Source organism: Spirosoma validum, assembly GCF_014699035.1.
In the GTDB taxonomy this organism is placed as follows: domain Bacteria; phylum Bacteroidota; class Bacteroidia; order Cytophagales; family Spirosomataceae; genus Spirosoma; species Spirosoma validum.
Map to the genome: position 1 here is coordinate 53,058 of NZ_JACXAA010000016.1, position 13,579 is coordinate 66,636.

At 46.1% G+C, this 13,579-nt stretch carries 9 protein-coding genes; 4 read left to right on the plus strand and 5 right to left on the minus strand.

Annotated elements, in window-relative coordinates; all coding sequences use genetic code 11:
- Nucleotides 1-26: 26 nt before the first annotated feature.
- The 5 genes from IC230_RS29375 to katG all read right to left on the minus strand — a co-directional run bounded on the left by IC230_RS29375 (nt 27) and on the right by katG (nt 4,882).
- Complete coding sequence (locus IC230_RS29375; RefSeq protein WP_191042651.1) at nt 27-935, minus strand: helix-turn-helix domain-containing protein; 909 nt, start codon at nt 933-935, stop codon at nt 27-29.
- Nucleotides 936-945: 10 nt separating this feature from the next.
- Nucleotides 946-1,290, minus strand: coding sequence for a hypothetical protein (locus IC230_RS29380; RefSeq protein ID WP_191042652.1), 345 nt, complete (start codon nt 1,288-1,290; stop codon nt 946-948).
- An 18-nt stretch (nt 1,291-1,308) separates the two neighbouring features.
- Nucleotides 1,309-1,455: a DUF2147 domain-containing protein gene (locus IC230_RS34885; RefSeq protein ID WP_191042699.1), complete on the minus strand. Its 147-nt coding sequence runs from the start codon at nt 1,453-1,455 to the stop codon at nt 1,309-1,311.
- A gap of 168 nt (nt 1,456-1,623) precedes the next feature.
- Nucleotides 1,624-2,505, minus strand: coding sequence for an SDR family oxidoreductase (locus tag IC230_RS29390; RefSeq protein WP_223860926.1), 882 nt, complete (start codon nt 2,503-2,505; stop codon nt 1,624-1,626).
- 94 nt (nt 2,506-2,599) lie between these two features.
- Nucleotides 2,600-4,882, minus strand: a complete 2,283-nt coding sequence (katG, locus tag IC230_RS29395; protein WP_191042653.1) for a catalase/peroxidase HPI — start codon at nt 4,880-4,882, stop codon at nt 2,600-2,602.
- A gap of 638 nt (nt 4,883-5,520) precedes the next feature.
- Here katG and IC230_RS29400 point away from each other — a divergent pair.
- From IC230_RS29400 to IC230_RS29415, 4 genes are all read left to right on the plus strand, one after another.
- The gene (locus tag IC230_RS29400; protein ID WP_191042654.1) at nt 5,521-7,923 is read left to right on the plus strand and encodes an ABC transporter permease; all 2,403 of its coding nucleotides are present in this window, start codon (nt 5,521-5,523) and stop codon (nt 7,921-7,923) included.
- A gap of 90 nt (nt 7,924-8,013) precedes the next feature.
- Complete coding sequence (locus tag IC230_RS29405) at nt 8,014-10,479, plus strand: ABC transporter permease (RefSeq protein ID WP_191042655.1); 2,466 nt, start codon at nt 8,014-8,016, stop codon at nt 10,477-10,479.
- Nucleotides 10,480-10,649: 170 nt separating this feature from the next.
- The gene (locus IC230_RS29410) at nt 10,650-10,844 is read left to right on the plus strand and encodes a hypothetical protein (protein WP_191042656.1); all 195 of its coding nucleotides are present in this window, start codon (nt 10,650-10,652) and stop codon (nt 10,842-10,844) included.
- A 54-nt stretch (nt 10,845-10,898) separates the two neighbouring features.
- Nucleotides 10,899-13,325 carry an ABC transporter permease gene (locus tag IC230_RS29415; RefSeq protein WP_191042657.1) on the plus strand — a complete coding sequence of 809 codons (2,427 nt, stop codon included), beginning with the start codon at nt 10,899-10,901 and terminating at the stop codon, nt 13,323-13,325.
- Nucleotides 13,326-13,579 lie beyond the last annotated feature (254 nt).

Genomic DNA, 13,579 nt, shown 5'->3' on the forward strand with positions numbered 1-13,579 from the left:
CTGCTGTTATTACAACAAGGCTTTTCTTAGTTAAACGAATGCCTGAATTCCAAAGGGCTTTGTTTAGTCTTAGCTTTAAATAATTTATTAAATGACTGAGAATGCTCAAAACCTAATTCATAGGCGATTTCGCTAACGGACAGTTCGGTAGTTGACAGTTTTTCTTTCGCTTTTTCAATCAATTTTTCGTGAATGAGTTGTTGAGTTGTTTGCCCGGTGAGTTGTTTCAATAAACTGCTCAAGTACTTGGTGGAAATGTTGAGCATATCAGCGATGTATTGAACCGAAGGCAGTCCTTTTGACAGCAAATCTTCATTATTAAAATAAGTTGTTAATACATCTTCTAATCGGCTTAATATTTTGCTGTTTGTGATTTTTCGGGTAATGAACTGGCGTTCATAAAACCGCTGTGCATATGTAAATAATAATTCCAGCTGGGCAATAATCACATCCTGACTAAATTTATCGATGTTGGCATGATATTCCTGTTTGATATTGTCAATAATACCGTTGATGATAGTTTCCTCTTTGTCGGAAAGAAATAAGGCTTCGTTTGTGGAATAACTAAAGTATTCGTATTGCTTGATTTTTTTTGCCAATGGCGTGTTCCATAAAAAATCGGGATGAATAAACAGCATCCAACCGTCTAGGTTATGAGGTACACCATTTTCTTCTCCACGCAAAATTTGCCCTGGTGAGATAAAAGCCATTAATCCTTCATCGAAATCGTATTTCTGCTGACCATAAAATAATTTATCGCAGCCTCTTTTTAATGATACAACATATAAGTCAGAAATAACGGAGTTAATATTTGGGTCATTTTTAAGCCCTTTCAGATCAATAATGCCGATGAGCGGGTGATATGGCTTTGGAAGATTCATCAATCGGTGTATTTCCGCTATAGATTTTATTCTGAATGGTTTTTTGTTTTCCATGGCTGTGAATTTAATTTTTAAATGGATACTTCAACCAAATCAATACCAGTGGTAGGGCAAGAAACGGAATTTCTATCAGTGCCATTTTATAATTTCCTGCATTCAGCGACAACGCCATTATCAATACGATCATAATCGCATTGAGTAGATTACCAATGAAAAATGTTTGTGGGAACAATAACATAAATCCGATTATGATCGAAACCACGCCTACAAACGGCATGATGGTTTTCGTGATGCCTAAGTCTGCCATCATTTTTGCCTGTTCAGCATTAGCAGGCTGGAAGGCATCCCAACCATGCTTGAGGCTTAAAAACGATGAAATTAAAACGAGTAGGATACTAATGATTTTCATTTTTCTTTTGTTTATTATCTACTTAACTCTTGTGATTTTCATTGTCTTGCCGAGCAGGGAGATACCCAAATAGCCTCGAAATTTCAATTGATTGATACGTTTCAATTTTGCTTTCAGAGCATACGTGCTCCCATCCTTCGATTGTATAGTTTTCCCCCTGTGTATTCCCCATCTTCAAAAGTAAGACTAGTGGCATTGATGAGGTTTTGCCTTGACCTATGTCGCAAATTCCTGTCAGGATTTTCGACATCTTTTTTGATCTAATTCAAACCTAGTTGAAGCCTATACTAACTTCCCGAAGTATTTAGCTTCTGATTTTAAATTTTTCATTTTCTAGTGTTGTTCCTTTCCATACATAAATGACGCACCCATTTTGCCTGATTGTGAAATCAAAAATTTTGGTGCAATTCTACTTAGTATCCGCATTAGTTTAGCGATGCCTGGATAAATTTCATCCTTATTCCTTTGCATTCCTTTAATGGCGGCATCAACAATCTTTTCAGGCGCCATTAACGCACTTGCACTAAAACCGTCTTCGTTTTTAAATTTGTCGTTCAAGGGTGTAGACGAACCAGGAGCAACCAACTCAAATACGTTAATGTTGGTGTTTTTTAGTTGTACTCTTAATGCCTGTGTATAAGAGCGTAATCCTGATTTACTGGCACTATAAATCGGAGATATAGGAAATGCCATGAGCGCAATACCCGAAGTCACATTAAGAATGGCGGCATTGGTTTTTGTTTTGAGGTGTGGCAAAAACTGTTGCACCATGCGGATTGGCCCCATTAGGTTAATTTCAATCTCCCGCGTAATATCTGTAAGCTCGTGCTGATGATGAAGACTAATCTTCCGCATCTCCCCAGCATTGTTGATGAGTATATTGAGGTTGGGAAATTCTTTCTTAACTTTTTCGTATAAGTTGATGATGTCTTCGGCTTTGCTTACATCACTTTGTATGGTATGTACTTGTGGAAGTTTTTGTTTTACTTCCTGAAGTTTTTGTGCGTTTCGTCCGGTGATGATTACTGTGTTCCCCAGAGCAATTAATTTTGATGCAAATTCAAATCCGAAACCTCCCGTTCCGCCTGTGACTAAAATTGTGTTGTTTGTTAAGTTCATTGTTTCCGTTTTTTGTTGATGCAAAGTTCTGCAGTCACAAAAAAACGGATGTAGCCAAAAGTCGCAATGTTGTAGTTGAAAGGGAATACCTTTCATTGTAGGGCTACAATGAACAGGATAAGTCAATAAAAAAAATAAAGCTGGCCTGAAATCAGGCCAGCTTTATTTTTTTTATTGATAGTGACATGAACTAGGCTAGCTCAAAGCGATCCAGGTTCATTACTTTATTCCATGCCGCAACGAAATCTTTTACAAATTTTTCGTTCGCATCGGAACTAGCGTATACCTCGGCAACAGCGCGAAGTTCTGAGTTTGAACCAAAAACAAGATCAGAGCGCGTTGCCGTCCACTTCAGGTCACCAGTTGCCCGATCACGTCCGTCAAATACTTCTTTATGATCAGCAGTTGCCTTCCAGCTTGTGTTCATGTCAAGCAGGTTGACGAAGAAATCGTTGGTCAATACGCCCGGCCGATCGGTGAAAATACCGAGTGTAGACCCATCAAAGTTAGCATTTAAGGCACGCATGCCGCCGATCAGAACTGTCAGTTCAGGTGCTGTCAGAGTCAGCAACTGCGCTTTATCGATCAGCAACTCTTCGGTCGATACGGTAAATTTCGTTTTCAGATAGTTGCGGAATCCATCAGCAACCGGCTCAAGTACGGCGAACGATTCAACGTCGGTTTGTTCCTGCGAAGCATCCATTCTACCCGGTGTAAACGGAACCGTAATGGCAAAACCGGCTTCTTTGGCTGCTTTCTCAACGCCTGCACAACCTGCCAGTACAATAAGATCGGCCAGCGAAACCTTTTTCCCATTAGCCTGGAACTCTTCCTGAATGCTTTCCAAGATACCCAACACCTTTTTCAGCTGGGTCGGATTGTTGGCCACCCAATCTTTCTGAGGAGCCAGACGGATACGTGCGCCATTGGCTCCACCCCGCTTATCCGAACCCCGGAAGGTTGACGCCGAAGCCCAGGCTGTTGATACCAATTCCGATACGGTCAGGCCAGACGCCAGTATGTTCGCTTTCAGTCCAGCCGCATCGTTCTCATCAATCAGTTCATGATCGACAGTCGGAATCGGATCTTGCCAGATCAGGACTTCTTCAGGTACGTCAGGACCCAGGTAGCGGGCACGAGGGCCCATATCGCGGTGCGTCAGCTTAAACCAGGCACGGGCAAACGCATCAGCAAACGCATCCGGATTTTCGAGAAAATGTCTTGAAATTTTCTCGAAACCAGGATCGAGCTTCATCGATAGGTCTGTGGTCAGCATGGTTGGCCGGTGGCTTTTCGATGCGTCGTGTGCGTCGGGAATAATGTTATCAGCATCTTTCGCAACCCACTGATGAGCACCACCGGGGCTTTTGGTTAACTCCCATTCGAAACCAAATAAGTTTTCAAAATAGTTGTTGCTCCACTGCGTAGGCGTTTTCGTCCAGGTCACTTCCAGACCACTGGTAATGGTATCGGCGCCCTTACCGGTTCCAAAGCTGTTGTTCCAGCCGAAGCCCTGCAGTTCCAGGTCAGCCGCTTCAGGTTCAACGCCTACATTGTCAGAAGAGGCCGCACCGTGTGTTTTACCAAAACTGTGTCCACCGGCAATCAGCGCAACCGTTTCTTCATCGTTCATGGCCATGCGACCGAACGTATCACGGATGTCTTTAGCCGAAGCAATTGGGTCAGGCGTACCGTCCGGACCTTCAGGGTTTACATAAATCAAGCCCATGTTGGCGGCAGCAAGCGGCTTTTCCAGATTGCGGGCATGGATTTGGCCATCAGCGTTTTCGTCTGATACCAACACGCTATGCTCGGCTACTCCTTCGGAACCACCTGTATAACGCACGTCGCTACCCAGCCATTTCGTTTCAGAGCCCCAGTAAACATCCAGTTCAGGCTCCCAAACGTCCTCACGGCCACCGGCAAAACCAAAGGTTTTGAAACCCATCGATTCCAGCGCTACGTTCCCCGTAAGAATCATCAGATCGGCCCAGGAAAGTTTGCGGCCATATTTCTGTTTTATTGGCCAAAGCAATCGACGAGCCTTATCGAGACTAACGTTATCAGGCCAGCTGTTGAGAGGGGCAAACCGCTGCTGACCGGCTCCTGCACCACCGCGACCATCGCCAATACGATACGTACCGGCACTATGCCATGCCATCCGAATAAATAAAGGACCATAGTGACCAAAATCGGCGGGCCACCATTCCTGCGAGTCGGTCATCAGGGCATTTAAGTCATTCTTCACAGCCTCTAAATCAAGGCTTTTGAATTCTTCCGCATAGTTAAACGTCTCGCCCATTGGGTTGGAGCGTAAAGAATGCTGACGAAGAAGATTGACTTTCAACTGATTTGGCCACCAGTCGCGATTTTGTGTCCCATCACCAGCGGTGCTGATTTTTTGAGCAGGTTCGTTTTTTTGAGTCCCGCTGTAGAATGGACATTTGCTGATGTCACCTGAATAGTTTTCCATAGGGTAGAACAGTAATTTTTAACTGAGAGCGGTGTGTGTTGTACCGCTCACGTTGTTTTACAAGGCAATAGTATCAGGAAATTACTTATAAATCAAATTGATTTAATTTATCTTTTCATTGATTATATCTATTAACCTACGGGCTATTATAAATAGCACTTATGACACGATCAGACGTATGAAGGTAGTCGTTTGCCCAGTTCTACTTAACACATAATGGACAATTTGCAGTACAATAACGTGAACAAGGGATTGTAACCTCATAGAGGTGGCCTGTTAATAGAATTATAAATTTGTTCACCTTGTCAACTCCGTAGGTGTGACCTCTATTCAGTAGAATAGGTCGCTCCTACGGAGTTGGAAGGGAACAGAAGCCACTCTGCTATTGACAGGACGCCCTTATAGGGCTAAGGCTTATTCAGAATCCAGTTTGTATTAATAAAGCATCCATCAACTAACAAAAATGTAATACCGAACTAAACCTGGCCATCAATTCAGTTGGTCCGGTTGTCCACAAATGGTCATTCAGTACGTCCGTTTGCGGACACTAGGCTTAGTTAACACCAAAACAGTCAACACATTACGTATTTGGTACAGAATTTGGGAGTTGAATCGACGAGCCCAATGCCCTCTTCCCTATGCTAACCAACTACCTAAAAATTGCGTATCGAAATCTGTGGAGAAACAAAATTTTCTCAGGCATTAACGTGATTGGCTTGTCGGTAGGGCTGGCTTCATGCCTGTTGTTATTCATGTACATCAGCCACGAACTGAGTTACGATGACTTTCAGCAGAAAGCGGACCGACTCGTGCGCGTGACAATGGAATACAGCATGGATGGACAGGTAGCGAAGATACCCGTAACAGGAACGAAAGTCGCGCCGGAATTTGGTCGTCAATTTCCAGAAATTGAATCTGGCGTTCGGATGATCAACCGGGATGGGGTCGTAATGAATGGTGATCAGCGATTCAGTGAAAAACGAATCGTGTTTGCCGACTCGGCTTTCTTCAGACTGTTTTCCTTTCCACTACATAAAGGCGATCCGCAAACAGCGTTGGCTGGACCAAATCTGGTTGTACTCTCAGAATCAACGGCTCAGAAGTATTTTGGAACAGAAAATCCGATTGGTAAAACGTTACGTATCAACACCGGAGGGAGTTTTCGTGATTATTCCATAACGGGTATAGTTGCCGACTGCCCGGCCAATTCTCAGATCAAGTACGATCTGCTGACTTCGTTTGCTACGCTGCCCGCTGCCAAATCGGAAGAATGGTTTTCGTCGAACTACGCTACGTATCTGCTTCTTCGCAAACCCAGCGACATTACGCCGTTGCAGGCAAAAATTCCAGGATTTATGAAAACGCAGTTCGGCAAGGAGGAAATGTCTCCAGGTGGCTATCTGACGTACAATCTGGAACCGCTACGTAGTGTGCATCTGCATTCGGACGTTGATGGGAGTTTTGAACCAAACGGCGATCTGACCTACATCTACATTTTTGGCTCAATTGCGCTGCTGATTCTGCTGATTGCCTGCGTTAATTATGTGAATCTCGCTACGTCACGGGCGGTCGAGCGGGCGCAGGAAGTGGGCGTTCGGAAGGTGATGGGCGCTATGCAGGGGCAGTTGTTCGGGCAGTTCATTGGCGAATCGGTCATCGTTACGTCTATTGCGCTAGCGCTGGCCTCACTATTGGCGAGCCTGACGTTGCCGCTGTTCAATACGCTATCCGATCGGCAGTTCTCGGCTGATGTTTGGCTTCAGCCGGGTAATTTGCTTTTATTGGTTAGTGTGGGTTTGGTGGTTAGTCTGGTAGCGGGCAGCTACCCAGCGCTGGTACTCGCTCGGTTTCAGCCGATACGTGTTCTGAAAGGGCATCTAAAAACTGCTGGCGCCGGGCAGTTCCGAAAGGCGCTGATTGTCTTTCAATTCTCCATCACGGCTTTTCTCATTATCAGTACGTTGCTGGTTCGAAATCAGTTGGCTTTTATTCAGCAAAAGAAATTAGGGTATAGCAAAGACCACGTACTGATGCTTCCTGTTGATAGGCAGGTTAACGAAAAGATAGCCGCCATCAAAAGTGAGTTTCGACAAAATGCTGATGTACAACATATTTCACTAGCGTCTGAGTCACCCGTTTTTGTTGAGGGTGGCTACGGGATGCGCCATCCAAACATGCCCACCGGGCAGCGTAAAATGGTGGCCGGTCTGACCATCGATGAAGATTACGTACCAGCTATGAGTCTGCATCTGATCGCAGGTAGCAACTTAAATGCCATCGACATGGACCGTGTTTCGCGTACGGATAACGATAGCCTTACCCGCAGTCGCTTCATTCTTAACGAAGCCGCGGTGAAAGAGTTGGGCTGGACACCTCAACAGGCCATTGGCCAGCGACTCGATGTCAGCGGGCGACTGGGCGAGGTTAAGGGAGTCGTGGCTGATTTCCACTTTACATCCATGAAACAGAAGATTGGGCCGCTGGCTCTCTTTCCACAAAATGGGGGCGAAATTCTGCTGGTCAAACTTTCAGGCAGTCAATTACCAAACACGCTTCAGTTTCTGGAAAACAAATGGCGGACACTGATTCCAGACCGTCCCTTTTCGTACGAATTCATGGATGAAGAGTTCAATAAACTTTATGCCTCCGAAACACGCACCGGGCGGATTTTCAGCGTCTTCGCCTTCCTGTCTATCTTCCTAGCTTGCCTGGGTTTGTTTGGTTTATCGGCTTATACAACGGCCCAACGTACCAAAGAGATTGGCGTTCGGAAAGTATTGGGCGCATCGGTATTCAGCATTGTCGGCCTACTCTCGAAAGATTTTCTGAAGCTGGTCGTCATTGCTATTGTGGTAGCCTCGCCCATTGGCTGGTACGTCATGAATCGCTGGCTGCGCGACTTCGCCTACCGTATCGACATCGACTGGTGGATTTTTGCTTTAGCCGGTGCACTGGCAGTCGGTATCGCTCTGCTAACCGTCAGTTTCCAAAGTATCAAAGCGGCTTTAATGAATCCCGTGAAATCACTACGTTCGGAATAAATCGCACAGGGCAAAGGGGTAGGGGCATGGGGCAAATGAGTAGTCCCCCCTACCCTTACCCCTATACCCTATGCCCACCCCCCATGCCCTATGCTAACTAACTACCTCAAAATCGCGTATCGAAACCTGCTGCGGCAGAAGAGCTTTTCGCTGATTAACATTGTCGGATTAACCGTTGGATTGACCTGCTGTTTCCTGATTCTGCTGTTTGTGCGTCATGAACTCAGCTACGATACGTTCCAGCAGAAATACGACCGGATTTACCGATTGACCTATCTGCCTAAATTCGCTGGACTCGAACAGCCTTTAGCGCTAACTCCTCCACCAGCCTCACCCCTGTTAACGAGTAATTTTTCGGAAATTGAGAAATCGGCCAGGCTTTACCGGAGTAATGCCACGATCGAAGTGCCCAACCAGCAGCCAGGCCAACATGTTAAGTACGACAAAGAGCGTTTTTTCTTCGGCGACTCAACCTTGCTCGACATTTTTACGTTCCATTTCCGGCAGGGTAATCCGCATACGGCGTTACGTGACAAATTCACGGTCATCATCACTAATGAGACCGCGACCAAGTATTTCGGCAGGCAAAATCCAATCGGTAAAACGCTGTTGTATGAAGGCAAGTACCCATTACGCGTAACGGGCGTGGTCGATGCATTTCCCGATAACTCGCATGTTCATATCGATCTGCTGGCGAATTATGAGACGATGTATGCCACCGAGAGCGAAATCGTTCGGCAAAATCTCCCGCAGAACTGGGTTATCTCACATGGATACACCTACGTATTGCTTCGGCCCGGACAGTCGGTGGAAAAGGTCAACGCCCGGTTTCCGCAATTTCTGCTGACGCACGCCAACAAACAGTTTGCTAAAGACATTGTGTATACCCTGGAGCCGCTACGCGATATTCATCTTCGCTCCGAAGTGCAGAACTCCCCCGAACCATCTGGCAGCATTACGTATCTCTACGTTTTTATCGGCATTGCGCTGATGACGCTTCTGATTGCCTGTATCAACTTTGTGAATCTGTCAACAGCCCGATCACTGAAGCGCGCAAAAGAAGTGGGTATCCGAAAGGTTTTAGGTAGCGAAAAAGGCCAACTCATTGCGCAGTTCCTCGGCGAGTCGATGCTATTGAGTACTGTTGCTTTAGGATTCTCATTTTTGCTGATTACGCTGTTGCTTCCCGTTCTAAACAATTTGACTGGCAAGCATCTTACCATCAGCTATTTGCTATCTGACGGCTGGTTACTACTTCTTTTTGTCGGTATTGCTCTCGTAACAGGTTTACTGGCCGGTAGTTATCCGGCTTTTTTTGTTTCTCGATTTCAGCCAATTGCTACGTTGAAAGGACGGGCCGTGTTCGGCAGCTTTATTAGCGGTAAAGCCAAAGGGGGCGCTGTTCGACAGACGTTGCTGGGCGTCCAATTTGTGGTCTCGATCGCGCTGATTATCGGAACGCTGGTGGCTTTTCAGCAACTACATTACCTGCAAAATCGGCCATTGGGCTTCGATAAGGAATTTGTCATTACGGCGAATACACGTAGTGAAAAAATTACGAATGTTTTTGCCGACCCTTCGGATAGCACCTATCTACGCCTGCGGACATTCCGGGAAATCTTACTCAATAATCCGCACATTCGACAGGTAACGCTTTCTAATCGGCAAATGGGCGATGGATCGATTCGACGGAACGTAGTGCCGGAGGGCCGCAAACCTGATGACAATTTATTCATCGGTGCGGTAGGTGTCGACCACAATTTTGCTCAGGTCTACGGGTTGAAAATGGTAGCAGGTCGGGATTTTTCCGAAGCGTATCCAACCGATAAACTCTCAGCCTTTCTGATTAATGAAACTGGCGTGAAGCAATTAGGCTGGAAATCGTTAGCGGAAGCCCTGGGCAAATCAGTAAACCTCGAAGGCAAAGAAGGCAAGATTGTGGGTGTCCTGAAAGATTTTCACAATCAATCGTTGTTAGACCCCATTGAAGGCACGTTATTTACAATTGACCAACCTCATTTATCCCTGTTTTCTATCAAAATCCAGGCACAGGATAAGGCTGAGACCCTGAAATTTATTCAGCAGGAATGGGACAAGTATTTCCCGGAGAAGGGTTTTAGCTATCAGTTTCTGGATCAGCGCCTTGCTCAACTCTACGAACGGGAGCAACGACTCAGTACACTTATCGGCTACTTTGCGGGGCTGGCCATTCTGATTTCCTGCCTAGGTCTGTACGGACTCGTATCGCTCGTTACGCAGCAGAAAACCAAAGAGATTGGTATCCGTAAAGTACTTGGCGCATCGGTTTCGAGCATTGTCAGCCTGGTTTCCAGAGATTTCGTTATTCTGGTGTTGATCTCGTTGGTTATTGCGTCGCCCCTTGCGTGGTGGGCTATGAATAAATGGCTGGCAGGATTCGCCTACAAAATTGATATTACCTGGTGGATGTTTGCCTTAGCGGGCCTGTTATCGCTGACCGTTACGTTACTTACTGTAAGTTTCCAGAGTATCAAAGCCGCGTTGGTGAATCCAGTAAAAAGCTTGCGGAGCGAATAACCACTTTTGCTTACTACGTCCACTGGCGTACAAAACTTGTCCGATAGTGGACATTTTCGCAGATCTTTATACAACAAACCCCTAAAAGTCAGAAACTTACGAAAATGGCACGATGATAGTGTAAACGTATTAAAACAAGCCTCTTTTCACTACGCAACCAATATAGAATCATGAAAGCACAACTTACTTTTCTTAGCGTCTTTATGAAAGTACTGATGATGCTATTGATTCTTGCTCTTTGCCTTACCGGTAGCCCGCAACAGGAATCGGCGAGTACGGAAGCGCAGCAAAGTTTAGGAACGCTATCGATAGAGAACGTAACACAGGCGCTTCTGAACTCTGTGAAATCACTACGTTACGAATAAAGCAAAGGGTACAAATAATCATGCCTTTTACACTTTGCTCTTATCTATCTGTCCATGCTTACTAACTACTTAAAAATAGCCTGGCGGACGCTCCAGAAGCAGCAGGGCTTTACGTTCATCAACATTTTTGGTCTAGCCGTTGGGCTGGCCTGTTGCATACTCATCATGCTCTACGTTCTGGATGAGCTCAGCTACGATCGGTACAACGAAAAAGCGGACCGTATCTATCGGGTGCATTCCGAAATCAAGTTTGGTGGAAACGACATGCATTTTGCCGTTTCGCCCGATCCGGTAGGGCCAACGCTTAAGAAAGATTATCCGCAAGTTGAGCAATTTGTTCGGCTGCATCAGCGCGGTACGTGGTTAGTGAAGCGGGCTGGTGAGCCAACGAACCTGCGGGAAAACGACATTACGTTTGCCGATTCGACCCTATTCGATGTCTTTACGTTGCCTCTTCTAGCGGGCGACCCAAAACGAGCCCTGGCCGAACCCAATACCGTAGTCATTAGCGAGTCGGCAGCCAAGCGACATTTTGGCACTCAAAATCCGATGGGGCAGCCATTACTATTCAATAACAACCGGACGTTTAAGGTGACGGGCGTGATGCGCGACATGCCCATGAATTCACACTTCCGTAGCGATTTCTTCCTGAGTATGCTCAACGATGATTATACCTGGGGGCAATGGCTCAGTAACAATCATCACACATACATCGTACTAAAGCCCGGCACCGATGCTCAGGTGTTCGCCAAAAACTTTGATGCCGTTATCCAAAAATACGCGGGTCCTCAGGCCGTACAAATGATCGGCTCAACTATGGATCAATTTCGCAAAGCGGGTAATCGATTCGATTTCTGGTTGATGCCACTCACCGACATTCATCTATACTCCAAGCAGCAGGTTGAACTGGCGTCCAACGGCGATATTCAATACGTCTATATTTTTTCAGCCGTTGCTCTGTTTATTCTGCTCATTGCCTGCATTAATTTCATGAATCTGGCCACGGCCCGTTCGGCCAAACGAGCTAAGGAAGTTGGTGTCAGAAAGGTGATGGGTTCCGAACGGCATCAACTCGTTGGTCAGTTTATGACGGAGTCCGTTCTGACAACTACACTGGCTATGTTGCTCGCTGTAATCATTGTGGCCGTCGCCTTACCGGGATTCAACGCTATTTCGGCTAAGCAGCTGCACATCAACCAGTTGATTTCTCCTTATCGTTTGCCCCTCCTGATCGCCTTACCGTTTATTGTCGGCTTACTGGCAGGCAGTTATCCCGCCTTGTTTCTCTCGTCATTCCAACCTATTTCGGTGCTGAAAGGCACAATCAATTTAGGTTTCAGAAGCGGTAGCCTACGTAGTGGCCTGGTTGTTTTCCAGTTTATGATGTCGGTCATTCTAATCGTTGGGACGATCATTGTTTACCGCCAGATTACGTATATCCAGACCAAAAACGTAGGATTTAACCGGGAGCAAATCCTGACCATCAATGATGTGTATCCGCTGGGTAAACAGGCCGAAACGTTCAGGCAGGAAGTGATGCGGCTACCGGGTGTGGTCAGCGGGAGTATATCGGGTTATCTGCCAACCCCTTCGGCCCGGTCTGATAATGCCTTCTTCCCAGAAGGCCAGATCGATCAGAAGAATGCGGTGAGTATGCAATCCTGGGGTGTCGATTACGATTACGTAAAAACGCTGGGTATGCAGATAACAGCGGGTCGTAACTTTTCGCGGACATTTGGCGCCGATTCATCGGGTATAATTCTCAACGAGTCGGCCGCTAAACTATTCGGTGGTACGGATATTATTGGAAAACGAATCGTACGCTTCGATGATCCGGAGAGTAAAACAACGAAGTTATTTACGGTTGTGGGTATCGTGAAGAACTTCCACTTCGAATCGCTTCGGAAAAATATTGGCGCGCTTTCACTGATACTTGATGCCAATTCAGGATCGGCTTCGTTCCGGTTGAGCAGTACTAACGTACCGGTTTTAATGAAACAGATTGAAGCCAAATGGAAGCAACTCACTCCCGGCCAGCCATTCAGTTACCAATTCATGAATGAAAGTTTCGATGAAATGTACCGGGCCGAACAACGTATTGGCACCATTGCCTTAACATTTGCGGCACTGGCGATCCTGATTGCCTGCCTGGGCCTGTTTGGACTGGCCGCCTTCATGGCCGAACAGCGGACCAAGGAAATTGGGGTTCGGAAAGTGCTGGGTGCGAGTGTAACCAGCATCATCGGCTTGCTATCCAAAGACTTTCTAAAACTAGTGCTGATTGGCATTGTCATTGCCTCGCCCATCGCCTGGTACACCATGAATCAGTGGCTAAGCGACTTTGCCTACAAAATTGACATCGAATGGTGGATGTTCGCCCTGGCTGGTATACTAGCCGTTGGAATCGCTCTAGTAACCGTGAGTTTCCAAAGCGTAAAAGCCGCGCTGATGAATCCGGTGAAATCACTACGTTCGGAATAGATAGCCGTAAATGTGAACGAAAAACGTTGCACAGTCTGGAATTCCCCATCGCAAACCAATAGCTCCCATTCCCAATACTTGGTAACTACTACCAGGTTGCCTATTCTACAGGATTTTCGTCTCACAGTCTATATTTTTTACGGCATGGATCAGTAAAAATTGGACAATACTAGTATTTGTTAGTAGTCTAGCTAAACCCTTTCGCTTGTCTGGCGGTTAATTTTGTTATGGCTTCTTACTCAGGAGTCCAAAAT